This window comes from Brevibacillus centrosporus, from assembly GCF_046622605.1.
Lineage (GTDB): Bacteria > Bacillota > Bacilli > Brevibacillales > Brevibacillaceae > Brevibacillus > Brevibacillus centrosporus.
Genome location: NZ_CP176856.1, coordinates 87,810 through 111,562, shown reverse-complemented (window position 1 = coordinate 111,562; position 23,753 = coordinate 87,810). Strand labels below are relative to the sequence as shown.

At 49.8% G+C, this 23,753-nt stretch carries 22 protein-coding genes; 2 read left to right on the top strand and 20 right to left on the bottom strand.

Annotated features, from left to right (window positions below):
* Nucleotides 1-104: 104 nt before the first annotated feature.
* The 8 genes from spoVT to glmU all read right to left on the bottom strand — a co-directional run bounded on the left by spoVT (nucleotide 105) and on the right by glmU (nucleotide 9,770).
* Entirely contained in the window at nucleotides 105-647 is a 543-nt protein-coding gene (gene spoVT / locus ACLIN2_RS00660; protein WP_092274966.1) for a stage V sporulation protein T, read from the bottom strand.
* A 247-nt stretch (nucleotides 648-894) separates the two neighbouring features.
* Nucleotides 895-1,968, bottom strand: a complete 1,074-nt coding sequence (locus tag ACLIN2_RS00655) for a peptidylprolyl isomerase (protein ID WP_092274963.1) — start codon at nucleotides 1,966-1,968, stop codon at nucleotides 895-897.
* A 31-nt stretch (nucleotides 1,969-1,999) separates the two neighbouring features.
* On the bottom strand, nucleotides 2,000-5,548 hold the full coding sequence (gene mfd / locus ACLIN2_RS00650; protein WP_092274960.1) for a transcription-repair coupling factor: 3,549 nt from the start codon (nucleotides 5,546-5,548) through the stop codon (nucleotides 2,000-2,002).
* A gap of 131 nt (nucleotides 5,549-5,679) precedes the next feature.
* On the bottom strand, nucleotides 5,680-5,910 hold the full coding sequence (locus ACLIN2_RS00645; RefSeq protein WP_092274957.1) for an anti-sigma-F factor Fin: 231 nt from the start codon (nucleotides 5,908-5,910) through the stop codon (nucleotides 5,680-5,682).
* A gap of 87 nt (nucleotides 5,911-5,997) precedes the next feature.
* On the bottom strand, nucleotides 5,998-6,567 hold the full coding sequence (gene pth / locus ACLIN2_RS00640) for an aminoacyl-tRNA hydrolase (RefSeq protein WP_122923841.1): 570 nt from the start codon (nucleotides 6,565-6,567) through the stop codon (nucleotides 5,998-6,000).
* Between the two features lie 130 nt (nucleotides 6,568-6,697).
* Nucleotides 6,698-7,318: a 50S ribosomal protein L25 gene (locus tag ACLIN2_RS00635; protein WP_411503011.1), complete on the bottom strand. Its 621-nt coding sequence runs from the start codon at nucleotides 7,316-7,318 to the stop codon at nucleotides 6,698-6,700.
* Between the two features lie 94 nt (nucleotides 7,319-7,412).
* Entirely contained in the window at nucleotides 7,413-8,363 is a 951-nt protein-coding gene (locus ACLIN2_RS00630) for a ribose-phosphate diphosphokinase (RefSeq protein ID WP_092274948.1), read from the bottom strand.
* A gap of 21 nt (nucleotides 8,364-8,384) precedes the next feature.
* A complete protein-coding gene (glmU, locus tag ACLIN2_RS00625; protein WP_092274945.1) occupies nucleotides 8,385-9,770 on the bottom strand; it encodes a bifunctional UDP-N-acetylglucosamine diphosphorylase/glucosamine-1-phosphate N-acetyltransferase GlmU in 1,386 nt (461 codons plus the stop codon).
* A 196-nt stretch (nucleotides 9,771-9,966) separates the two neighbouring features.
* Here glmU and ACLIN2_RS00620 point away from each other — a divergent pair, with 196 nt between their 5' ends.
* Complete coding sequence (locus ACLIN2_RS00620; protein ID WP_411503010.1) at nucleotides 9,967-10,980, top strand: CobW family GTP-binding protein; 1,014 nt, start codon at nucleotides 9,967-9,969, stop codon at nucleotides 10,978-10,980.
* A gap of 57 nt (nucleotides 10,981-11,037) precedes the next feature.
* Here the strand turns inward: ACLIN2_RS00620 and spoVG are convergent, their stop codons facing one another.
* The 12 genes from spoVG to metG all read right to left on the bottom strand — a co-directional run bounded on the left by spoVG (nucleotide 11,038) and on the right by metG (nucleotide 22,610).
* Nucleotides 11,038-11,325 carry a septation regulator SpoVG gene (spoVG, locus tag ACLIN2_RS00615; RefSeq protein ID WP_092274939.1) on the bottom strand — a complete coding sequence of 96 codons (288 nt, stop codon included), beginning with the start codon at nucleotides 11,323-11,325 and terminating at the stop codon, nucleotides 11,038-11,040.
* Between the two features lie 207 nt (nucleotides 11,326-11,532).
* Nucleotides 11,533-11,916 carry a RidA family protein gene (locus tag ACLIN2_RS00610; protein ID WP_310234437.1) on the bottom strand — a complete coding sequence of 128 codons (384 nt, stop codon included), beginning with the start codon at nucleotides 11,914-11,916 and terminating at the stop codon, nucleotides 11,533-11,535.
* A 66-nt stretch (nucleotides 11,917-11,982) separates the two neighbouring features.
* Nucleotides 11,983-12,807, bottom strand: a complete 825-nt coding sequence (gene purR, locus ACLIN2_RS00605; RefSeq protein ID WP_092274933.1) for a pur operon repressor — start codon at nucleotides 12,805-12,807, stop codon at nucleotides 11,983-11,985.
* A 55-nt stretch (nucleotides 12,808-12,862) separates the two neighbouring features.
* A complete protein-coding gene (ispE, locus tag ACLIN2_RS00600; protein ID WP_092275071.1) occupies nucleotides 12,863-13,741 on the bottom strand; it encodes a 4-(cytidine 5'-diphospho)-2-C-methyl-D-erythritol kinase in 879 nt (292 codons plus the stop codon).
* Nucleotides 13,742-13,910: 169 nt separating this feature from the next.
* Nucleotides 13,911-14,096, bottom strand: coding sequence for a small, acid-soluble spore protein, alpha/beta type (locus tag ACLIN2_RS00595; RefSeq protein ID WP_092274931.1), 186 nt, complete (start codon nucleotides 14,094-14,096; stop codon nucleotides 13,911-13,913).
* 269 nt (nucleotides 14,097-14,365) lie between these two features.
* Entirely contained in the window at nucleotides 14,366-15,628 is a 1,263-nt protein-coding gene (gene ltrA, locus ACLIN2_RS00590) for a group II intron reverse transcriptase/maturase (RefSeq protein ID WP_411501590.1), read from the bottom strand.
* Between the two features lie 582 nt (nucleotides 15,629-16,210).
* The gene (gene veg / locus ACLIN2_RS00585) at nucleotides 16,211-16,483 is read right to left on the bottom strand and encodes a biofilm formation stimulator Veg (protein ID WP_055746088.1); all 273 of its coding nucleotides are present in this window, start codon (nucleotides 16,481-16,483) and stop codon (nucleotides 16,211-16,213) included.
* 212 nt (nucleotides 16,484-16,695) lie between these two features.
* Entirely contained in the window at nucleotides 16,696-17,592 is an 897-nt protein-coding gene (gene rsmA / locus ACLIN2_RS00580) for a 16S rRNA (adenine(1518)-N(6)/adenine(1519)-N(6))-dimethyltransferase RsmA (RefSeq protein WP_411503009.1), read from the bottom strand.
* 3 nt (nucleotides 17,593-17,595) lie between these two features.
* Nucleotides 17,596-18,144 (bottom strand): ribonuclease M5, encoded by a 549-nt coding sequence (gene rnmV / locus ACLIN2_RS00575; protein ID WP_092274925.1) that lies wholly within the window; start codon nucleotides 18,142-18,144, stop codon nucleotides 17,596-17,598.
* A gap of 168 nt (nucleotides 18,145-18,312) precedes the next feature.
* Entirely contained in the window at nucleotides 18,313-19,404 is a 1,092-nt protein-coding gene (locus ACLIN2_RS00570) for a ubiquitin-like domain-containing protein (RefSeq protein WP_400588033.1), read from the bottom strand.
* Nucleotides 19,405-19,764: 360 nt separating this feature from the next.
* Nucleotides 19,765-20,544 (bottom strand): TatD family hydrolase, encoded by a 780-nt coding sequence (locus tag ACLIN2_RS00565; RefSeq protein ID WP_092274919.1) that lies wholly within the window; start codon nucleotides 20,542-20,544, stop codon nucleotides 19,765-19,767.
* Between the two features lie 35 nt (nucleotides 20,545-20,579).
* Nucleotides 20,580-22,610 (bottom strand): methionine--tRNA ligase, encoded by a 2,031-nt coding sequence (gene metG / locus ACLIN2_RS00560; RefSeq protein ID WP_122961459.1) that lies wholly within the window; start codon nucleotides 22,608-22,610, stop codon nucleotides 20,580-20,582.
* 819 nt (nucleotides 22,611-23,429) lie between these two features.
* Here metG and ACLIN2_RS00555 point away from each other — a divergent pair.
* A complete protein-coding gene (locus tag ACLIN2_RS00555; RefSeq protein ID WP_055746082.1) occupies nucleotides 23,430-23,681 on the top strand; it encodes an AbrB/MazE/SpoVT family DNA-binding domain-containing protein in 252 nt (83 codons plus the stop codon).
* Nucleotides 23,682-23,753 lie beyond the last annotated feature (72 nt).

Here is a 23,753-nt window from a genome sequence, read left to right as displayed (position 1 = left end):
CCAGAAACTTCGTACATTATACCACATGCGTTTGGAGATAAAGAAAACTTGAAGCAACGTAAAAGACAGCCTCGGCATATCGAGGCTGTCTTTTTAAGTATGGTCTACTGTTCCATTTGTTTAGCCAAGAATCCAGCAGCTGTTTCCGACATTTTCATTTCGAGATCGCTCATTTTGGTTGACTCGTTTTTGTTGAGCAAGATCACGGAACCAATCGGGTCACCACCGGCAACGATAGGCGCTACTACAAAGGATCCATATGTCTCACTCATGTCGCGACAAATTTCATACGAGCCTGCGTTTTTCTCCAAACGCGTCTTGCGCTCCTCCAAGCATTTCTCCACAATGCTGCCTATCGCCTTTTCCAGGTACTCTTTCTTGGATGCCCCCGCCACTGCAATCACGCTGTCTCGATCAGAAATCAGTACGGTATGATTCATGCTCTCATACAGAGAGTCAGCGTATTCTTTGGCGAAATCCCCGAGCTCACCAATCGGCGAGTACTTCTTGAGAATGACTTCTCCATCACGATCTACGAAGATCTCCAGCGGGTCGCCTTCACGAATGCGCAGTGTACGACGAATCTCCTTAGGAATCACGACCCGACCGAGGTCGTCAATTCGACGAACGATACCAGTTGCTTTCATGTCATGTTGCCTCGCTTTCCTAAGAGAAGTGGTAGTGAGAAGCTTTGGTTCGTTACCTGTATTTTTTCCTCAAATTCTAATTTTACCTATGCGTGACGACTGCAACTTTTTCCAGCTTGTTTCAGTTACTCTCCCCCGGGCGGTAGCGAGTGACTATAGTATTTGCCCACGTTTCAAGAATATGCGAGAAAACGAAAAAACAGGGAACCCATGTCCCTGTTTCTTTCCAAGAGCCTGCCTAACCCATTTATTTCGCGGCAGGTGTATTCACTTTAGGAAGATTGTACTTGGTGATGAGCTTGTCCAGCTCGTTTTTACCAAAGGCATCGTATGCTTTCTCCAATGCATTTGCACGCAGGCTTTCCTTCATCTCATCAAAGGTCTTTTCCTTCCGGTTTTCCACTTTGATGATGTGGTAGCCGTAGTCTGTTTTCACAGGCGGCCCAACTACACCTACTTCTTGCTTCAAAGCAGCGTCCTTGAATTCAGGTACCCATTGAGTAACATCGGCATCCGCATAAAGACCGCCGTTTTCTTTGCTGCCTGGGTCATCTGTGAATTCTTTTGCCAGCTTCGCGAAGTCCTCGCCTTTTTTCAGACGCGCTTCCAGATCATTCGCCAGCTTCAGCGCTTCTTCTGGTTTGCGTTTCTCTGTCGAAATCAGGATGTGGCGAACAGACGCGGTCGTACGGGATGCCTTATCCATCGTGTCGTACGCTTTTTTCAGCTCAGCATCATTAATGCCTTTTTTCAGTACATTGATCGAATCGTTGATAAGCGCCATTTGGTTTACAACCAGCTCTTTGCTGACAGATTGTCCTTCCATCAGCTTCGTGAACTTGGCTTCATCCTTGTCAAGCAAGCCCATATACTGGGTTTTGATCTTTTCAAAAGTCTTTTCAGCCAGTTCCTTCGAATCCTTTTTCATGGTCTCATCCGCACGGGCAGCCAAAATCTTGGTCGCAGTGTATTCACGTGCAAATGCCTTCAACGCATTTTCGTCAGCTGCTTCAATCATGCCGCCTTGCTGTGGATTCATGAAGTTGATGACACGCAAGAACTCTTCAAATTCTTTCCCATTCATGGTACCGCCCTGATATTCCACCAGAGCTGCATTTGGTTCTACTGTAAACGGCAGTGTCAGCTTTGGAAACTTGACCAATGGGTCGTTCGCATCCGCAGCTTGATTGCCTTGACCGCTGCCTTCTGTCTGATTCGTTGGTGTTTGTGGCTGCGCGTTGTTGTCAGCCTTTCCGCAACCTGCCATCAATGCCATAACGAGCACAGCAGACGACAAAATCGCTACAGAACGTTTCTTCATGAGGATCTCCCTTCCTGTCTAGCCCAGCTGTCTAGGACACAGGGCTCTCCGTACCGGTGTCTTTTCGCACCTGGTGAAATTGACGTAGCAGTTTTTCAACCAGCTGTACGCCCTCGTCTTCTCTCAACCCTTTTACTTTAACAGCAATGACGATCTGTTGTCCACCCGACAGCCCTACCCTGCGGCTCCAACTGCTGGCAAGCGCAAACAACGCACCACCGTCAATATTGTTATTTTGGCTCGGATGGAGGAACAGCTTGATCTCATCCGGATTTTTCTGGCTGATCTCTGTAATATGGTGCTGCAGGGCGTACACGCGCATTCTGGAAATGGTCAGCAGATTCTCAACAGGCTTGGGCACAGGTCCAAAGCGGTCGAGCAATTCCTCTGCCAGGTCGTCCACATCATCCAGAGAGGAGACAGCGACGAATTTTTTGTACATCTCGATTTTTTGGCGGCTGTCCGTGATGTACATCGAAGGAATGTAGGCATCCAGCTGCAGGTTGATCTCCACCGTCGTAGCGCTCTCCTGCTTGACCTCGCCTTTCAGCTCATCAATCGCGTCCTTCAGCATCTGGCTGTACAAGTCAAAACCGACTGTATTAATGAAGCCGTGCTGCTCCGCGCCCAACAGATTCCCCGCACCGCGAATCGACAAGTCGCGCATGGCGATTTTGAAACCGGAACCGAGCTCTGTAAACTCCTTGATCGCCTGCAAACGCTTTTCCGCGACCTCCGTCAGTACTTTATCCCGTTGGTACGTAAAGTACGCATACGCAATCCGATTGGAACGACCTACACGTCCACGCAGCTGATACAGCTGAGACAAGCCCATTTTGTCGGCATTGTAGATGATCAGGGTATTCACGTTCGGGATGTCCACACCGGTCTCAATAATGGTCGTACTTACCAGAACGTCGAAGTTCCCTTCTAAAAAGTCGAGAATGACGCTTTCCAGCTCGCTCTCGTTCATCTGACCGTGAGCGACTGCGATCCGCGCATCAGGGACAAGCATGGAAATCTGCTCGGCCATCTGTTCGATTCCTTGCACCTGGTTGTAGAGGAAGAATACTTGCCCATCGCGAGCCATCTCCCGCTCGATCGCTTCCCGTACGAGTGCCGGGCTGTAGTCCATCACGTACGTTTGCACAGGAAAACGATTTTCCGGTGGCGTCTCGATAACGGACAAGTCCCGAACGCCGAGCATCGACATATGCAGCGTCCGCGGAATTGGCGTAGCCGTCAAGGTCATGACGTCTACATTCGTTTTCATTTGCTTCAGCTTTTCCTTGTGACTCACCCCAAAGCGCTGCTCCTCATCCACGATCAGCAGCCCCAGCTCGCGGAATGTCAGATCTTTGGAGAGCAGTCGGTGGGTACCAATGACCACATCGACTGTGCCTTCCTTCAGGCCCTTCAGCGTAGCGTTTTGCTCCTTGCGGGAACGAAAGCGGCTCAATACTTCCACGCGAATCGGATAATCGGCAAAGCGCTCGCGGAACGTCTCGTAGTGCTGCTGGGCGAGAATCGTAGTTGGAACAAGTACCGCTACCTGTTTGCCATCCATCACAGCCTTGAACGCAGCGCGAATCGCGACCTCGGTTTTCCCGTATCCTACGTCCCCACATACTAGACGATCCATCGGGCGTCTGCGTTCCATGTCGGATTTAACCTCTGCGATCGCACGCAGCTGATCAGGCGTCTCCTGATATGGGAACATCGCTTCGAATTCACGCTGTTCGGACGTATCCTGCGAGAACGAGTGTCCGACTGCCGCTTCCCTGGATGCGTAGAGCTTGATCAAGTCCTCGGCAATATCCTTGACGGAGGATTGGACCTTGTTTTTGACCCGTTTCCACTCACTGCCGCCCAAGCTGTAGATTTTCGGCTGCGCCTCTTCACTCGCCACGTATTTTTGGACGTGGTCAATCTGATCGATCGGCACAAACAGGCTGTCTCCTGCCGCGTATTGAATATGCAAGTAATCTTTATGAATTCCGAGTATTTCCTTGGTTTCAATTCCAAGGTATTTTCCAATCCCGTGATTGACGTGCACCACGTAATCGCCAGGCTTCAGCTCGAGGTAGTTCTTGATCCGCTCGGCGTTGTTCATCGTCTGCTGGACTTTTCGTGCCTTGCGCTGTTTGGCCGTAAAAACTTCGCCCTCGGTGATGACGACGAGCTTGTTCAAAGGCAGCTCAAATCCTGCCTGCAGGTTGCCCAAAATGATCGTGGGACGACCTGGCGGCACCATGTCCACCGTCTCCGTCAGTACATCTGCTTCCATTTCATAGTCGTGCAGGACACGCTCCAGCCTTTTGGCACGTTCCAGATCGGCTGCGACAAATACGATTTGGTCATGAGACTTTTGCCAGCGAGCCAGCTCTGTTTTCAGTACGTTCATCTGACCATGGAAGTTTTGCATGGTACGACAGGTCAGATTAACGATGTTTTGCGGCTGCGTCTTCGGGGACTGCCTCAGGAACAGGGAAAGATAAACGATTTGGCGTTTTTTCGCCATAACGATATCCTCGTACGTGCGGGACAAAGTCAGATTTGCCATGTACTCACCGGACATGATACGCCCTGTCAGCCATTCGCCTTCTTCCTTTTGCAGCTGTGCTGCAGTGTCTAGAACCCGCGTCGGCTCGTCGACGATCATGAGCGTGTTGGCAGGCATGTAAGACAGCAGCGTTTCCTCTGTCGGATAAATGACAGAAATATAAGAGTACAGTTGCGGGAAACGTTGACCGTGGCTCATACGCTCAATATCGGCGCCGATGCGCTCCACAATTTTTTCCTTCGCCGATCCGTCCTTAAGTTTGGCAACGGTTTCACCAAGCTTTTGCTCCAAGCGCACGGCAGATTCTTGCAGTAATGGCGTCGAGGCAATCATTTCTTTTGCCGGACCGAACACGTAGGATTGAACCGATTCCAATGAGCGCTGGGAAAGCATATCAAACGTACGGATCGAGTCGATCTCCACATCAAACAGCTCGATTCGCACCGGCCATTCGGAATCGATCGGGTACAGGTCGATGATGCCGCCACGGACACTCAGCTCCCCTTTTCGCTCTACCATGTCGACTCGCTCGTACCCCAGTTCAATACAGCGGAGTAAAAATGATTCAATATCGAGCTCTTCTCCTACCGACAGCTTGATTTGCGATTCCTTCCAAACATGAGGAGGCACAACCAGCCGACGCATACCGGCAAAAGGTGCAACCAAAAAACCCGTAAAGCCCTCGGCCAAACGGTTGAATACATGTATTCTCTGCGCCAGCATTTCCGGGCTGGCGATAGCAAGCTCCGAACCGATCAGCTCGTTCCCCGGATAGAGCAGCACCTGGTCACTCGGCACCAGCTCGATCAAATCTTCGTATACCTTTTGCGCCTGATACATGTTATGTGTCACGACGCAAATAGGGCGATCCGTCATTTGCTTGAGCGTAGCCATGAGCGCCTGACGAGCAGAACCAGCCAGCCCTGATACCAGCTGCTCATGCAACCCCTTTTCCAGGCCCGCGACAATCGTACCTACGTTGGAATCCTGCTTCATCGGGTTAATGATGACTTGCATTCACTAATCCCCTCTCTACTCTTCTGTCATTCGTATTTGGGTCACCGGCAAGGATCGACCATGCGAAAAGAAGCCTTAGCTCCCCAAGCTAAGGCCTTGTCAGTGCAAGCCTTCCTAACGAGTGTATCCACTTATTGCAGTGGGTTTCCGACCAAGGAAAGCTCTGGATGCTGATTCAGCGCTTCACGGCAATAATCGCACGTGATGCTGACGACCGTATCTCCACTTTGTTCTCTCGATATTATAAGAGCCCGCTCATCTGGGGTCAAGGAATCAAACCCGAGCTGCGCTTCCGATACTTGCGATTCGTCAAATTCCGCGATTTTCATCCCGCAACAACGACATGTATAACGTATGCTCATGTATATGCCACCCCCATACCTTTCATATCGATTAGTATGGGCGGCAGGGTGGAAAATCATACTAGACTCGGACCATGCTAGACGTGCTTACTGCTTCAAGCTGTTGTAGTGATTCATCACTTTCACGAAGGTCTCGCGGGTCCACATCGCTGCGGCATCGGCAGCCAAACTGACGGCTTCCTGAATGCTTGATCTCTCAGACGCTGGAAACGACTGCAAAACATAATCACTGACACTGCGGCCTGGCTCGGGACGACCAATTCCTACCTTGATCCGTTTGAAATCCTGCGTTCCCAGATGTTGAATCATGGATTTGATCCCATTATGACCGCCAGCGCTTCCTTTTTCCCGCAAACGCAGCTGGCCTGTCGGCATATCCAGATCATCGAAAATGACGACCAGCTCATCCGGGATCAATTTGTAAAACTTGAGGATCTCCGCTACGGATTCACCAGAGAGGTTCATATAGGTTTGCGGCTTCACGAGAAGAACCTTTTCTCCTTCGATCCGCCCTTCCCCCACCAGCGCCCGAAACTTGTTCTGCTGGACGGGAATACCCCATTTGTCGCTTATTTTATCTATGGCCATGAATCCGGCATTATGTCTTGTATCTTCATATTTCTTGCCGGGATTGCCCAGCCCAATGATTACTTTCACCGTGATCCCTCCTACTCTTTCCCCATTGTACTAAAATGGTTCCGCGAACAAAAGACAAAGCCCGCAATGAGGTCATATGAATAGCCAAGAAAAAAAGGCCAGGCAGCTTGCACCTTGGCCTTTTTGCTTTCTATACCCGATTGGACTGCTCGGTCGATCCCGCTGCTTCCGCCACTTGCTCGGCATCATGCTGCGCCTCAATCGATTCCTCGGACTTGGCTTTGACAGGCAGAACGCTGATGAGAACTTCTGCCGCATCCAGACCAAGCTCGACTCCGGACGGAATCACCAAATCGCTGACGAGCACGACATCGCCAATATTCAAGCCATCTACGTCCACGGTAAACGATTCTGGAATATTGCCCGGCAGGCAGCTAATCTCCACGCTATGGCGAACCAACGTAGCCACACCCAGCTCTGGATCGCCCGTCATCAACACCGGCACAGTCGTATGTACCTTTTCATTCATATTGATCTTTTTAAAGTCGGCATGGAGGATGTTCCCCATTACCGGATGTCGCTGCAGCTCATACACCATGACATCGTAGGAACTGCCATCAACCATAAGTTTGTAAGGTTTATTTGTCGCTTGCCGACGCAATGCTGCATCCAGTTCTTTTCCCTGTACCTGGATCTGTTGATTGGTTATGTCGGAACCGTAAACTATCCCAGGAACCCAGCCGTTTCGCCGCAGTTTCTTGACCGAATTGCCCATTCCCTGCGCTCGTGATTGACCCTGAATCGCTTCCACAAAAAAACCTCCCTTGGTCCGCTAGTAAAAGATTCCTCACTAGCTTGTCCAACGGAGGTTTGTTTCAATCCCCCAACAGTAGGGGGCATGTCAATTAATCAAACAGCTTGCTTACCGACAGCTCTTCGTGTACGCGGATAATCGCTTCGCCAATGATCGGTGCAACAGAGAGAACGGTAATTTTGTCGATGATTTGCTCTTCTGTGAGTGGGATCGAGTTGGTTACGATCAGCTCACGAATATTGGAGTTGCCGATGCGCTCGATAGCTGGACCGGACAGCACAGGATGTGTGCAGCATGCGTATACGTCACGCGCTCCCGCTTCCACCAGTGCGCTCGCAGCCAACGTGATGGTTCCTGCTGTATCGATAATATCGTCGATGATGATCGCGGTTTTTCCCTCGATGTTCCCGACGATGTTCATTACTTCCGCTACGTTTGGCTCCGGACGGCGTTTGTCGATGATCGCGATTGGCGCTTCCAGACGCTCAGCCAGTTTGCGAGCGCGGGTAACACCACCGTGGTCAGGAGAGACTACCACGATGTCCGACAGACCTTTTTCAGAGAAGTGTTTTGCCAGAATCGGTACGCCCAACAGATGATCAACCGGGATGTCGAAGAAGCCTTGGATTTGGGTCGCATGCAGGTCCATCGTGATTACACGTTGTGCGCCAGCTGTTTCAATCAGGTTGGCAACCAGTTTCGCTGTAATCGGATCGCGTGCGCGTGCTTTACGATCTTGACGAGCATAGCCGTAGTAAGGAATCACTACGTTGATGCTCTTAGCAGAAGCACGTTTCAATGCGTCTACCATTACCAATAGCTCCATCAAGTGCTCATTAACGGGAGCAGATGTCGGCTGAATAACAAATACGTCACAACCGCGAACACTTTCATTCAATTTGATTTGGCACTCACCATCACTAAAGCGCACTGCTTGCGCGTTTCCGAGTGGTACACCAATATGTTCGGCGATTTCTTTCGCCAGTTCTGGGTTAGCGTTGCACGTAAATACCTTCAGTTTTGGGTCGCGGTAGTTAGCCATGATCTTCTCAAGAACCTCCCGTTATGATTGCTTTTTGCCCTTGCGAGGCATTCTGTTGGCGTAATCGATTTTATTCACTTGTCGTTCACGAGCGATGGCCAGGGCATTATCTGGCACATCCTGGGTGATCGTAGAACCAGCTGCTACATAAGCATTCTGCCCTACTGTGACCGGAGCAACCAGATTCGAGTTGCATCCGACAAACGCACCATCTTGCACGGTCGTTTTGTGTTTGACTGCTCCATCGTAGTTGACCGTAATTGTTCCACAGCCAATATTGACGCCAGCGCCAATCTCAGCATCCCCAACATAGCTGAGGTGAGGAACCTTCGAACCTTCGCCGATTTTGGCATTTTTCAGCTCAACGAAGTCACCGATTTTTGCTTTTGGACCAATCACACTTCCCGGACGAACATACGCGAAAGGTCCGACGGTGCTCTCGTGCTCCACACGCGCATCCACCATGACAGTGTAGGTCAAGGATACATTGTCCGCAACCGCAACATCCGTCAAATCTGCATTCGGTCCGATGACACAGTCAGATCCGATGGTTGTCCGCCCGCGCAGGAATGTACCTGGATGAATAACGGTGTCAGATCCGATGGTGACGCCTGCCTCAATGTAAGTAGAGGAAGGATCCAGAACGGTCACGCCGTTGCGCATGTGTTCAACAACAATGCGACGTCTCATGTACGCTTCCGCTTCAGAAAGCTGCACGCGGTCGTTTACGCCCATCGTTTCATCAGGATCCGCCGCTTCAAAGGCAGCTACCTTTTCACCGGCATCCCGCAAAATACCGACAACATCTGTTACATAGTATTCGCCTTGTACATTGTCATTTTTCACTTGTGCCAAGGCTTTCCATAATTTTTGGTTGTCATAGCAGTATATGCCCGTGTTAATTTCCTGGATCGCCCTTTCCTCAGAAGTGGCGTCCTTGTGTTCCACGATTCGCAATACTTCGCCTGCCTCATCACGCACGATACGTCCATACCCGGTTGGGTCAGACAGCACGGCGGTCAAAACGGTAGCAGCCGCTTCCTGTTCTTCGTGATAGGTCAATAACGCGGCTAACGTCTCTGCAGACAAAAGTGGGACGTCTCCGTACAAAAGAAACGTAGTGCCTTCTTTATCATGTAAAAATGGCGCTGCCTGCTGGACGGCATGCGCCGTTCCCAACTGTTCTTCTTGTAGTGCATATGCAACGTCTTCGCCCAGTTTGGCGCGGACTGCGTCAGCACCATGACCTACGACGACAACGATATCCTTCACCTGCATCGATGCCATCGTATCCACAACATGTTGGACCATTGGCTTTCCGCAAACAGGGTGAAGAACCTTGTACAGCTTCGATTTCATCCGTGTACCCTGACCAGCTGCCAGAACCACGGCATGGATCTTAGACATGACAACCCTCCATCGTAGAAGTTCCACAATGACTATATCTTAATCATATGTGGATTTCAAGACAATCGATTCAGGATTATCGTCGTTTTCCGGACAATGCCGGGAAGTTGGACAAACATCGGACAACATTTAATTTTCTGATAAGAGTGTGATATATTGATGGTCGATAGGGTTTTGAAAAGGGAGGTCGATATGGATGAGTGCTCAGGTGTACTTGCTGACAGGTTATTTAGGAAGCGGAAAAACCACCCTATTGCAGAAAATGCTTGCTCATCTGCGCGTACAGGACGAAAAGGTCGTAGTCGTTATGAATGAAATGGGCGAGGAAGATATTGACGGGGAACAACTGCAAGGATTTGGCTTTCCTGTAAAAAAGCTGTTGGACGGATGTATTTGCTGCTCGATTCGGGGAGAAATGACGGAGAGCCTAAAGGAAGTAATTACCTCCGTAAATCCGGATAAAATCCTCATTGAAACAACAGGGGTTGCTGATCCTATCGATGTGATCGACGGTTTGACTCATCCTGAGCTTTACGAGCAGATCGAGATAAAAGGCACTATCTCTGTCGTAGATGCTTCCCGCTTTTTGGAGCTGAACTCGCGCTTTCAATCTACCGGTGCGCTCGTCAAAACGATACGCAACCAGGTCAAATACGCAGATCTGCTGCTCGTCAATAAAGTAGATCGCACCACGGGCGATACCTTGGAGAAAGTAAAGCGAAAGCTGTCCGAGATCAATCCAAATGCCCCACTCTACGACACCGTACAGAGCGACATCGATTTGCACACGCTGCTATCGGTCTCACGTCTGTCTGAAAACATCGAGCTGCGACCAAAGGCGGTCAGCAACGTTCCAGTGCAAAAGACGATCGGACGGATGTCACCCATGGATCGACTGAAGCAATCCCTTGGACTGAGCACGGGCCAGCCATCTTTATATAACAGCATAGAAACCTTTTCCTACCGTTTCAAAGGAGCCGTCGACGCTGGCAGGTTTGAAGACTTTCTGTACGACTTGCCTAAAAACGTCTACCGCGCAAAAGGATACGTGCAGTTTCACGGAAGAGAGGAACTGATTTCTTTTCAGCACACCGACAATCAGGTCCACTTGTTTCCCTTTGAAAATCATGGCCCGAAAATGGTAGCTGTCTTTATCGGTGAGGGAATGAACCGAGATAAAATCATTACTGACCTAGAAAGCTGCTATTGATCATCGACACACATCGAAGCACCCTGCCTATTCAGACAGGGTGCTTGCTTGTTTCACCTAAGCACCTGCTTCAATGGTGCTTTCTTCTTCTTGACCTACGCGATCGTACTCCGACAATACTGCTGCCTGGATTTTTTCGCGGGTAGTGGAAGAAATCGGGTGCGCGATATCACGGAACTCTCCATCCGGTGTACGTTTGCTTGGCATGGCAACGAACATGCCATTGTTTCCATCAATCACACGGATATCATGAACCACAAATTCATGGTCAATTGTAATGGACGCAATCGCTTTCATCCTACCATCCGTATTCACTCGGCGAAGTCTAACGTCTGTAACTTCCATCTAGTTCACTCCCTTTATCTATGAAAACGCGTTTAGGAGTATTTCCACCCTTTGGGTAAATATTCCTGCTGTATCTATGCAAATTTTTAAAAAAATATATAAATTTATTCATATCTACAGCATTCGTATGCATCTCAAGAGGGATTTGGTCGAAAAAAATAGCCTGGTGCACGTTAGGCACGAGGCTATTTGGTCCTTTTTTGATGCTTACGCTTCCAGATGAGCAATGATCTCGATCTCGACTTTTACATCACGCGGCAGGCGAGCAACCTCTACCGTGGAGCGCGCCGGCTTGTGATCGCCAAAATATTGTCCGTACACTTCATTCAACTGTCCGAAGTCGTTCATGTCCTTGATAAAGACAGTCGCCTTCACGACGTTCGACAGGCTGCCGCCTGCTTCAGCCAAAACCGCTTTGATGTTGGCGAAAACCTGATGCGCTTGCTCGACGATGTCACCTTCTACGAGGGTACCATCTGGGCGGAGTGGAATTTGACCGGACGCAAACAGGAGTGGTCCTACTTTTGTTGCCTGGCTGTAAGGACCAATCGCTGCAGGCGCTTTATCAGTGGATACAAAAGACATTGCCATGTAAATCTACTCCCCTCATTTTTTGAAAACGTGCCCCGTTCTCTCAGAGCAGACAAGAAAAGCCGCCTATCTACCGAAAAAACTTCCGAGCTCGATCTCGATTTGCTTGCCCTTGATGTCTACATCTTGAAGTTTGGCCAACGAAACGTATTCATCGACCAGTCGCTCAGAAACGTCTGCTGTCGTTTCTACCAATACGCCGCAGCCTACGACGGTAGCACGGAATTCTTGCAGCAGGTCGATCATTCCACGCAGCGTTCCGCCTGCTTTCATGAAGTCGTCTACAATCAGCACGCGGGACTGTTCAGCCAATGCACGCCGAGCCAGTGACATGGTCTGAATCCGCTTGCTGGATCCGGAAACGTAATTAATGCTAACGACCGAACCTTCCGTCACCTTGTTATCACGCCGCACGATCACCACGGGAACATTCAAAAACATCGCAGTCGCATACGCCAGTGGAATCCCTTTGGTTTCCACTGTCATCACCACGTCAACGTTTTTGTCCGCGTAAGCTGTCGCAAACAGCTTCCCGATCTGCGCCATCGTGGAGGGGTTACCTAGAACGTCTGACATGTACAGGTATCCGCCTGGCAGAAGTCGATCTGGATTCGCCAGTTGACCAATCAGCTCTTGTACAAAGGTAAGAGCCTCTTCGGTTTTGACTTGGGGAATGAACTTCACTCCACCAGCCGCACCCGCTACCGTTTTCAACAAGCCTACACCCTGTACCTCAAACGCTTCTTTGATGATGGATAAATCTTCGCTAATCGACGATTTCGCCGCCCCGTATTGTTCGGCAAACAGAGTGAGCGGAATCAGCGTATGGGGATGGGCGAGCAAGTGCTGAGTCATATCGACGAGCCGAGCACTTCTACGCAATTTCTTCATAGCTCTTCCTCCAAAACCGAATATTATGGTGCTAATGTATCATTTATATACGGGTCTATGCAAGCATTTCCCCTTCTTGGGCACCTAACATTCGGGCAACAAATACATCTTTTACAAATCCGCGCAAAGCATTGTAGATGCGATGCACTTTTGCTTCCTTTTGTACGAGCGCAAAAACGGTCGGGCCGCTGCCTGACATCAGGACACCGTCAGCTCCCGATGCCATCATCAGCTCCTTGATCTGCCGTACTTGCGGATGGAGAGACAAAGTCACATTCTCCAGAACGTTGCCGAGTGCCTGGCACATCATCGGAAAGTCCTGCTCCGAAATCGCCCGCAGCATTTGTCCGGTCAAAGGATGATTGTCGATCTCCTGGACGCGCAGATTTCCGTACACATCCGCAGTCGACACACCGATCGGCGGCTTTGCCAGAATGACCCAGCAGGGAGCAGGCGTATTCAGATGCGTGATCTGCTCTCCTCTCCCTTTTGCCAGAGCTGTTCCGCCGTAAACGCAAAAAGGAACGTCTGAGCCGATCTGAGCCCCAACCGCAGCCAGCTCGTCCAAGGACAGTCCTAGATTCCACAATTGGTTCAGTCCTCGCAAGGTCGCTGCTGCATCACTGCTTCCTCCCGCCAGTCCTGCGGCGACAGGGATCTGCTTATCAATATACAAATGCACGCCTTCGCGTACCTGATAGCGTTCTTTTAAAAGTACTGCCGCTTTGTACGCGTGATTGCGAATATCATCCGGTACGAAGCTGGCAGAGCAGTCCAGCGTAATCTCTCCATCTCCGCGCAGAGTGAGATCTACACGGTCCGCCAAGTCTACGGTAGTCATCACCATTTCGACTTCGTGATAACCGTCCGGCCGCTTGGCAAGAACATCAAGAGTTAAATTAATTTTGGCCGGAGCTTTGACCGAGATACGCACGTTGTTCACCTCTGACTACTTTCTAATTTTCCTAGTCTCTTATTGTAGCATAGGCATTCTCTTCCATGCCACTCGATCAACCAAAAGAATATGATCAAGAAGATTATAATGGTTCGGAAAATAAGAGTCAGAGACAGAAGACCGGGAAGTCCCCGGTCTCGCCAACGAGTCATGTCGTATGCTGCTTGGCCAATGCTTCCTCGGCAATCTGAATGGCTCGTTTGACTAGGTTACCAGCGTCACTTGTCGTGATCGCTCCCCAGCCCTCGGTTTTCACCTTATCGTAAAATCCTAGCTCCTTGGCGATCTCCATCTTGAACTGCTCAGACATAATGCCTCGTCTGCGACGACCCATAACATCCTCCCCTTCTCGTTGACACAAATAGTTTGTGCAGCCAACAAGGGATTCAATCTCGATCCGGGGTGCAGCCAACACTTGGTAATAAAAAAACTCTGCCGCGGCCTACTCGCCGAGGAGCTTTCTGCACCCAAAAGGGACAAGTCTCGCCTTTACCTCGCTTATTTAGGTTAAGAATCTAAAGTTCTCTCTGATCGAGTAGGAGGGAGCGACTAACTCCCGTCCTCTCACACCACCGTACGTACCGTTCGGTATACGGCGGTTCATCAAGCTTGACGAATGACAGAATATCGTTGTAATAAGCTTTTCAGCCCTTGTTGTTGCCAATATGCAACTCCGAGGGCTTTGTGCATTTGAGGAGTCTTTGTGGTACGCCATGCACCCTTTCTGGTGTTTGCAATTTCTATTGCTTGGACGTGCGATAAACCCAGAGAGCGAAGTTCTCGATATCGGGTTCGTACTCGCTTCCACTGAGACCACAAGCAAAGTCGAAGTCTACGTCGTATCCATTCGTCGATAGATTGAAGGATTTTCTTTGCATCCGCAAGGGCAAAATATCCGATCCAACCCATGAGGTACTGGTTTAGCTTCCGAATCCTTTCATCCATAGAGATGCTCCATACCGGATTAGTGATGAAGCGGATTTTCTCTTTCAACTTCAGAAGTGATTTTGGATGAAGCCGAATCCTTGCTTGTTTTGCATTAGTGAAACCGAAACCGAGGAACTTACGCTTCCAAGGTCGATCCACTGCGCTCTTCTGCTCATTTACTTTAAGCTTAAGTACCTTCTCCAAGTAGCTTTGGATACTTTCTTTTACCCGTTCTCCCGCCCGCTTTGTTCTCACGTAGATATTGCTATCGTCTGCGTATCGACAAAAGCGATGTCCCCTCTTTTCCAGTTCTTTATCCAAATCGTCGAGCAAGATGTTCGCCAATAACGGACTAAGTGGACCACCTTGTGGTGTGCCCTCTACTGCCGAAAGGCAGATGCCATTGACCATGATGCCTGCTTGTAGATATGCGCGAACAAGTTTCAACAAAGCTTTATCTTTTACTTTTCGAGCAACCCGACTCATTAAAATATCGTGATTAACCCGGTCGAAGAATTTCTCTAAGTCCATATCCACGACAAAGCGATATCCTTCGGAAATATAAAATTGTGCTTGTCTCATGGCGTCATGCGCACCACGGTTCGGTCGGAATCCGAAACTGGATTCTGAGAAGTGGGGGTCAAATATAGGAGTAAGAACTTGGAGGATGGCTTGTTGAATAAAGCGATCTATCACGGTAGGAATACCTAATAACCTTACTCCTCCGTCAGATTTCGGGATTTCGACTCTGCGGACAGGGGAAGGTTTGTAGGTCCCTTTCATAATCTGCTTTTTAGTGGTCAACCAGTGTTCACGGATATAATCGCGCAGTTGTTCGGTTGAAACACCGTCGATTCCCGCCGATCCTTTGTTTCTTTCCACTCTTTCGAGTGCCACTAATAGATTTTCTCGTGACAGGACTTTCTCCAACAGCTCCATGACGATACCCTTCCTCCGCACGCATCCTTCTAGTCTTGCCGGACAATACTCAGCCCTCTCTTGTACCCTCAGGGCTTCACCCATTTTCTCCAAGAGTAGTTCCTTACAGAATTCTGCTTCACAGTATTATCACGAAAGTGATTAGCGGATGTGTTGACTTAATGTTCAGCCCTTCCCCGTTCAAGCGTCCTTTACTTGGGTACTATGGCTTCTGCTGACTTCTGCATGTTCAGCGTCTCCTTACGAAGACGGTTACCAACATTTGAAGGCACTTCATGCAGACCTCCCCAGGTAAGAGCGATAACTTTCATCCCATGTACCTGCCCAAGTTTACTGCTGTATTCCTTGGCTGTATGGGGCTTCGTCTTGTTTGGCAGACTCACCCGAATACAACAGCCTCAAATTGGGTTCGTGTACCTCAGGTCGGGACTTTGCCGCCGGCTTCCTTCAGATTCCACCTCGCGGTGGACACCCTTGCCTTGGGCTAACGGTTGGTACAGCCAACCCCCGTTCGGGACTTACACCCTAGAGCTATCGCCCATGCTGGGCGCACCAAAACAAAACAGTAGAACCCAAAGGGCTCTACTGTTGTACAAATGTGATGCGGATGTGCTGATTCTCACGGCACACCGTCAACTCTACTGTTTCCGTCAAGATGTCCGCATAGCTGTAAGAAACCCGCTCGAAAAGTTGATCATCGTCTAGCTTTACTACAAATACTGATGGGTATGTTTCTTCGAGGATGCCACTTCGTTCGACGGTTTTGCGGCGGCCACCATTTGCCTTCAGCAGGATGCGCTCACCAATATGTCCGTCTAAACTGCGTTTAATGTCAAGTAACGCGTTTCTTGCCATTGTTCCATCCACCTCGCTTACATCTATTATAACAGCACACACTTATTTTGTCAAAGAAATAAAAAATTATAGCAACCAAGCGGAGTTTTTGTCAACGGGCTTTTTTTCATGAATTACGTAGATATTTGTCAGTATTATATCGAAAGGAAGACGCAAACACAAAAAACCCTCACTTTTGGCGTTATAAGCCCAAAAATGAGGGTCCCCCAAGACTACTGCCCAATCAATCCACGCCGCAAGCTTTCGTTGGCCAGTCGGGCAAACTCTTCAATGCTGAGCGTCTCCCCACGACGTGTGGGGTCGATCTGGATGTCGGCAAGCATCTGTATTACTTCGTCTTTCTGTTCTTTGCGAAACAGACCGTTCATTAGGTTGTTTAGGAGCGTCTTTCTGCGCTGTGCGAACGAGCTGCGAACGACCCGAAAGAACATGTCCTGGTCATCTACCTCGACCGGTGGACGATCCCTTACCTTCAGGCGTATAACCGCAGAATCGACGTTAGGACGAGGGATGAAGACGCTAGCAGGCACGATCATCGCTACTTCTGTTTCTGCATAGAATTGGGCTGCGACCGATAAAGACCCATAGTCTTTCGTACCCGGCTTGGCAGCTATTCTTTCCGCTACTTCTTTTTGAATCATCACCACGATGTTCTCCAGAGGAAGGCGTTCCTCCAGCAGCTTCATCAAGATCGGTGTCGTTACGTAGTAGGGCAGATTGGCTACCACACTGATCTTTTCTACACCCGCCATTTTCTCTGCTAGCAATGCCTTCAGATCAAGCTCCAGCACATCGCCGTGCACGACCTCGATATTTTCATAGGGCGACAGCGTGTCCGCCAAAATAGGCAACAGGCGCTGGTCGATCTCGATCGCCATCACCTTTCCTGCTGCTCGTCCCAATTGCTCCGTCAAGGCTCCAATCCCAGGCCCGATCTCTACGGCACCCTTTTCCTTCGTCAGATCCGCTTCTGCGACGATGTTGTGCAGGATGTTCGTATCGATCAGGAAGTTTTGCCCCAGACTCTTTTTAAAAGAGAAGCCGTACTTCTCCAGGACCTCTTTCGTACGCGTAGGTGTGGCAATGTCTTTGTCGGTCATTTGGGTCATGGCTTACTCCCTCTCTTTATCGATAGCTTGCATGGCAGCTTCAAATTCTTCTCGTTTGATCTGAAAGGCATTCAGGCGCGCGAGAAGCTGCTTGGCGTTGGCATAGCCGATCCCTAGCTTCTCACCCAGCTTGATTCGGCGTTCTTTGGAATCTCCGCCTGAGGTCAGCCCGTACGCCAGCATATCCTCTGCCGTGATCTCTCCCGCAGATTCGATCATCTCTGTGCGCACATCTGCGAGAGCTCGTACAATCACTTCGGGAGACGCATTCTCCACTCCGATGTCACCCTTCTTCGTACCGTCCTCCTGAGTGATAAACGCATGCTTGCATCCCGGTACAGCCTTGCTGATGATCCTGCGGATGCGCTCTCCCTGATAATCCGGGTCGGTGAAAATAATAACGCCTCGCTTTTGCTGCGCCAGGCGGATTTTTTCAATCACCCAAGTATGAATGGCAGATCCGCCCGTCTCGATCGTATCGGCGTTGACAGCCCGCTTGATCGCCACAGTATCGTCCCTACCCTCCACCACGATAAGTTCCTTGATTTTCATTCCTGTGCTCCCACTTTCGTACATTGTCCATATGGTACAAGTATGCCAAAAAAATGCGGTCAAAAGCCCCAAAAAGGCGAAACGATTTCCGCCCATTCAACGTCTTACTAACAACCAGATTAGCACGGCTCACAACCAAACAGAAGACAGGAGCATGTCGCTCCTGTCCTAAGGCTTCTGCGGTCCAATTATATAGACAGTTTTGTTACGCTTGCGGCCAAACTGAACCGCCTCCGATTCCGTGCTAACAAATACGTCAATCTTGCCACCTTTCATAGCCCCACCAGTATCTTCTGCTCGACGGTACCCAACTCCGTCGATGTAGACCCACCACCCATAAGGAATGACGCGAGGATCTACTGCAATGGTGTGCCCTGCCTGAGCTTTTACCCCAGTCGCAGTACGTCCGTAGCCTGCCGAGCTGGGATGCTTGCCCCCGCCTGCTGGCGAGTAAGCAGTCAAGGTAACTCCGTTCAGTACTTTTTTCGGCCTAAAAACTTTTCCACCGCGGGAGACCATCCCCGCCGATGCGACCAGAACTCTTTGCGAACTGTCTTCTGTGCGCATCGCCACCGCAGTCCCTACAGCGATCACATGGTCCTTTTTCGGAGTAACAACATCTCTCGAAACCAGTTCACGGGAGACTTCTTTGCCGTCCACAGTGACTAGCTTGTAGTGTGCAATTGCCTTACCTTCTTGTCCTGTTTGCAGTACTTTTGTTTTTCCTTTTTCCAACGCAGGATCGTTTTTACGGATTTCCTGATAGGTGACGCGCTCTTCTTCGTCTACCATCTTCTCGACAACGCGTTTGACGGTGATGGCTGAAGATTTTGCTAGAGACGCTGTCAAGGCCGGTTCTACCCGGTCCTTTTCACTGAGTGTGATGCCGCCGTCCTTCAACGCGCCAGCAACATCGCGGCTCAGTGTTTGAATCACTTTGGTCTGCCCGTCAATCTGGACTGGTATGGACCAGACTGTATGTAAAAATATTTCTGTTCCGTCTTTGAGCTTGGTCGTAGGTGCTGGTTGAAGGGAATCCTTTTCCGTCAGGGTGATCTGTCGCTCTGCCAAAAACTCTTCAACGGTCTCGGCTTTGGTAGCTACCTTGCGACTTTCACCATCTAACGAAAATGTGACCTGTTTTGGCTGGGTAGCCTGGGCAGAGAAATACCCAATCATGGGAATGATGACAAGAGCGAGGACCCCAAAGATGACGAGCCCCTTATTCTTATACCTTTCCCACATCGTGCGTAACTCCATTTCCCACACTCCTTTTCCTAGAAAAGCACAAGGCTTTTTCGGTCTAGCCAGGTAAGGGTCGCTGTAATTGCACTAATATTCTGGAAGTGGCCGGTACTAAACAAGATCGGATTTGATTGTATGTCACTTTTCCGGCTTTGTCAAATTTCCCCTACCTTTGGCTGAAGAGAAGATGGTACAAGCCTAGCAAAAAGCGTCTGACGAATCATAGGCAGTTGGTGTCGAGTACCCATGTCGATAGGACAATAATCGTTCGACATATTGTTCATGGTATGCTTCGACAAACGGGTGTAGAACACAGGAAAAACGAACGAAAAAAGCGGAAAACCACGAGCCGCGCCGTGATTTTCCGCTTTTGCTTTATTTTTGGGACTCATTTAGTCGAAATAATCGTCGGGCGTTCTCCGAAGTAATTTCAGCCATTTCTTCGTAAGACAAACCCCGAATGTTCGCCATTTCCTCGCAGACGTAACGGACGTAGCCGCTCTCGTTTCGCTTGCCCCGAAAAGGATGCGGCGTGAGGTAAGGACTGTCCGTCTCGATCAACAATCGATCGAGTGGTACTTTGGCCGCAACCTCTTTTGGCTGCTTGGCATTTTTGAAGGTGAGCGGTCCGCCAAAGGAGATGTAGAAATTCATGTCCAAGGCGAGCTTTGCCGTTTCCCAGCTGCCGGAGAAGCAGTGCATGATCCCGCCGACATCAGCAGCCTTTTCTTCCCGGAGTATCGAGATGACGTCCTGATGGGCATCGCGATTGTGGATGATGATCGGCATGTCTACCTTGCGCGCGAGACGAATCTGCTTGCGGAAAACGTCTGCCTGCACGTCCTTGGGCGACGTATCCCAGTAGTAGTCGAGACCCATTTCTCCCAGTCCTACGACCTTTGGATGACGACTAAGCTCCTCAATCCACTCCAGATGCTCATCCGTCATATCTTTTGCATCCTGCGGGTGCCAACCGACTACCGCATAAATAAAGTCATGCTTCTCAGCCAGCTCGATGCACGTCGGGATCGTCTCCGCGTTAAAGCCGATATTGACGATCGTGCTGACCCCGTTTTCCCTGGCACGAGCAATTGTCTCTTCGCGGTCCTCGTCAAACTCCTTGGCATTCAGGTGCGTATGCGTTTCAAATAACACGGGTTGATCCTTCCTTTCCTGCTGGATGCGCTCGCTTACTTCACGATCGCGCCGTTCGGCATGCTCGGATCTACAGTCGCAAGTGTCAGCGAATCTCCTGCAGATGCTGCTAGAATCATACCTTGGGACATTTCACCGCGCAGCTTCACTGGCTTTAAGTTCGCGACCACGATGACTTTCTTCCCAACCATATCTTCCGGCGAGTAGTACTTCGCGATCCCGGAAACGACCTGACGTTTTTCATAGCCCAGATCCAGTTGCAGGATCAGCAGCTTGTCGGCGTTCGGGTGCTTCGCGCATTCGACTACCTGTGCGACACGCAGCTCTACCTTTCCAAAGTCATCGATGCCGATTTCTTCCTTAGCATCCGCTGGTTTCTCAGCTGCAGCTGCTTCCGCCGCATTTGCTTGTGTTTCGCTCACGCCTGCTCCACCTTCCGTTCCCTCTTGCTTCTTCTTGTTTTCTTCTGCTTGGCGACGCGCTTCCGCCGTTGACTCGTCGATGAATGCCAGCTCTGCCGCAACATCCAGACGCGGGAAAAGCAGCTCTTTGCGGCTAACCGTACTACCTACAGGCAATCCGCCCCATGTGCCGGCAGACTCCCAGCTGGTCGCTTGCTCATTTCCTACGATACCGAGTTGATCCCAGATTTTTGCTGGGGCTTTCGTCATGAATGGTTGAATGAGAATCGAGCTGATGCGAATGCTCTCTGCCAGGTTGTACATAACGGTTGCCAAACGGCCTTTAGTTTCTTCCGACTTTGCCAGGTTCCAAGGCATGGTCTCATCGATGTATTTATTGGTCCGTCCCACCAGCTCCCAGATGTGAGCCAGCGCGTTGCTGAAGCGCATTGCTTCCATATGCTCCTCAACCAGACCTTTTGTTTTCACAGCCAGCTCGATCAAGCTGTCATCCGGCTCTCCCGCAACCTCAGCAGCCGGAATCACACCATCGAAGTATTTCTCGATCATCGTCGCAGTGCGGCTCAAAAGGTTTCCGATGTCGTTTGCGAGGTCAAAGTTCAATCGTTGGACGAAGGACTCCGGCGTAAAGATGCCGTCTTGACCGAAGTTAATCTCACGCAGCAGGAAGTAGCGAACACCATCGGAGCCGTAACGGTCGATCAGAAGCTTCGGATCGATTACGTTTCCTTTGGATTTGGACATTTTGCCATCTGGCATCAAGAGCCAGCCGTGACCAAAGATTTGTTTTGGCAGCGGTACATCGAGTGCCATCAACAGAATCGGCCAGTAAATGGTGTGGAAGCGCAAAATGTCTTTTCCTACCATGTGCACATCCGCAGGCCAGAAACGGCGGTATTTACTGTCATCGTCGCTCAGGTAGCCCAATGCGGAAATATAGTTGGTCAAAGCATCGATCCAAACGTAGATCACATGTTCAGGATCGCTTGGCACTTTGATCCCCCAGTCAAATGTGCTGCGAGAGACAGAGAGATCCTGCAGACCTGGCTTGAGGAAGTTGTTGATCATTTCATTTTTGCGTGTCTCTGGCTGGATGAACTCTGGATTTTCCTCGATGTGCTTGAGCAGTCTGTCCTGGTATTTGGACATGCGGAAGAAGTAGTTGTTCTCCTTCACCAATTTCACTTCGCGGCCGCAATCTGGGCAAAAATAGCCTTTGTCCGTCTTCGCCTGCGTCTCTGTCCAGAACGCTTCACATGGCACACAGTAGTAGCCTTCGTATTCGCCCAGGTAAATGTCCCCCTGATCGAGCAGGCGTTGGAACACCTTTTGGACGACTTCCTTGTGGCGCGGCTGCGTCGTGCGGATGAAATCATCATAAGAAATGTCCAGTCTGTCCCACAGGTCGCGAATCCAGTCCACGACAGGGTCGATGAACTCCAGCGGCTCTTTGCCATCCTGTGCTGCGCGCTCCTGAAGCTTTTGCCCATGCTCGTCCGTACCCGTCAGGTAGTAGACATCGTACCCACGCAGGCGTTTGTAGCGAGCCACTGCATCACAGGCAATCGTGGTGTAGGCATTTCCGATATGCAGCTTGTTACTGGGATAGTAGATCGGTGTGGTGATGTAATATGTTGGTTTCATTGCAACAAAACTCCTCCACTTTACGTTTAGTAATTAGAAAACTTGGCTTCGCCATTCCTATGGCGGAGCCTTAGTTGCCCTTATACTGGATAAGAATCTTATAAATTCTTAACTGTATAATAAAAGCCCGCCCCAAAAAAATTGGGGCGAGCTCTAACTCGCGGTACCACCCAAACACTCCGTACCCTCACGGCATACGGACTTGGTGAGTCAAGGTCTGACTCTGCCCGTAACGTGGGCGTTGCGTCGCGGACTACTGGAAACGGCTATCCCGATTCGTGTTCATCGGCGAGACTCTGGGTCCATGTTCAGCTTGCTCGCTTATACCGGTTTTCAGCTACCCCGGCTCTCTGAAATAAGGAGGTCCACTTACTCTTCCCATCAAGGTCGTTTGCTATGTTTTGGTGCTTTACACCCTCTATTGTACACGACCAACCTGTTTTGTAAACCTCCCTCACCCTGCTTTCTCCAGAAAAAGGGCCTTAGTAGGAATTAAAGGGAAAACAGTGAAATAACGGTGATTATGTCGAATGCACAAACGATAATTCGACATGAACCGACTATAGGCTAGGCGAAAACTTCCAGTAAATTTTATCCAATTATTTTTACATAACATTTCCATATTGGAGAAAAACGTTGCTACAACAGTGTTTTCATTTTCAAAAAAAACTTTTGTTTTCAAAGAATTGTAAATGCTAGGTTGACACCTTTGGGAATCGCTGGTATGATGTTTTCAACAGAAAATGTCGAATATTGACGATAAATGGTTTCCGTTGAACAATAGCATCGACATGTCCATATTTGGGAGGAGAAATCACAATGATGAAATCAACAGGTATTGTTCGGAAAGTGGACGAGTTGGGCCGCGTGGTAATCCCAATCGAATTGCGCCGTACGCTGGGTATCGCAGAAAAAGATGCTTTGGAAATCTACGTTGACGGTGAGCGCATCATCCTGAAAAAATACGAGCCTGCTTGCATTTTCTGTGGTAACGCAGATAAAGTATCTCACTTTAAAGGTAAAATCGTTTGCCAAGACTGCCTGTCCGAGATGCCAGTCGTAAAACGATAGCTTTCTCTCCTTTACATATGTCGAGCCTTTTGGGGACAAGCCCCGAGAGGCTCTTTTTGCTTTTGTACTGGA

Bases quoted from the DNA above. Each gene is read 5' to 3' on its own strand.
- metG (WP_122961459.1), bottom strand. From the start codon at position 22,610: ATGAAACCAACATATTACATCACCACACCGATCTACTATCCCAGTAAC.
- ACLIN2_RS00630 (WP_092274948.1), bottom strand. From the start codon at position 8,363: ATGGCTAACTACCGCGACCCAAAACTGAAGGTATTTACGTGCAACGCT.
- rnmV (WP_092274925.1), bottom strand. From the start codon at position 18,144: ATGAAAATCAAGGAACTTATCGTGGTGGAGGGTAGGGACGATACTGTG.
- purR (WP_092274933.1), bottom strand. From the start codon at position 12,807: ATGAAGAAATTGCGTAGAAGTGCTCGGCTCGTCGATATGACTCAGCAC.
- ACLIN2_RS00555 (WP_055746082.1), top strand. From the start codon at position 23,430: ATGATGAAATCAACAGGTATTGTTCGGAAAGTGGACGAGTTGGGCCGC.
- ACLIN2_RS00610 (WP_310234437.1), bottom strand. From the start codon at position 11,916: ATGGCAATGTCTTTTGTATCCACTGATAAAGCGCCTGCAGCGATTGGT.
- rsmA (WP_411503009.1), bottom strand. From the start codon at position 17,592: ATGACCCAAATGACCGACAAAGACATTGCCACACCTACGCGTACGAAA.
- glmU (WP_092274945.1), bottom strand. From the start codon at position 9,770: ATGTCTAAGATCCATGCCGTGGTTCTGGCAGCTGGTCAGGGTACACGG.
- ltrA (WP_411501590.1), bottom strand. From the start codon at position 15,628: ATGGAGCTGTTGGAGAAAGTCCTGTCACGAGAAAATCTATTAGTGGCA.
- ACLIN2_RS00655 (WP_092274963.1), bottom strand. From the start codon at position 1,968: ATGAAGAAACGTTCTGTAGCGATTTTGTCGTCTGCTGTGCTCGTTATG.
- veg (WP_055746088.1), bottom strand. From the start codon at position 16,483: ATGGCAAGAAACGCGTTACTTGACATTAAACGCAGTTTAGACGGACAT.
- spoVG (WP_092274939.1), bottom strand. From the start codon at position 11,325: ATGGAAGTTACAGACGTTAGACTTCGCCGAGTGAATACGGATGGTAGG.
- spoVT (WP_092274966.1), bottom strand. From the start codon at position 647: ATGAAAGCAACTGGTATCGTTCGTCGAATTGACGACCTCGGTCGGGTC.
- ACLIN2_RS00645 (WP_092274957.1), bottom strand. From the start codon at position 5,910: ATGAGCATACGTTATACATGTCGTTGTTGCGGGATGAAAATCGCGGAA.
- ACLIN2_RS00620 (WP_411503010.1), top strand. From the start codon at position 9,967: ATGAGTGCTCAGGTGTACTTGCTGACAGGTTATTTAGGAAGCGGAAAA.
- mfd (WP_092274960.1), bottom strand. From the start codon at position 5,548: ATGCAAGTCATCATTAACCCGATGAAGCAGGATTCCAACGTAGGTACG.
- ACLIN2_RS00570 (WP_400588033.1), bottom strand. From the start codon at position 19,404: ATGGAGTTACGCACGATGTGGGAAAGGTATAAGAATAAGGGGCTCGTC.
- ACLIN2_RS00595 (WP_092274931.1), bottom strand. From the start codon at position 14,096: ATGGGTCGTCGCAGACGAGGCATTATGTCTGAGCAGTTCAAGATGGAG.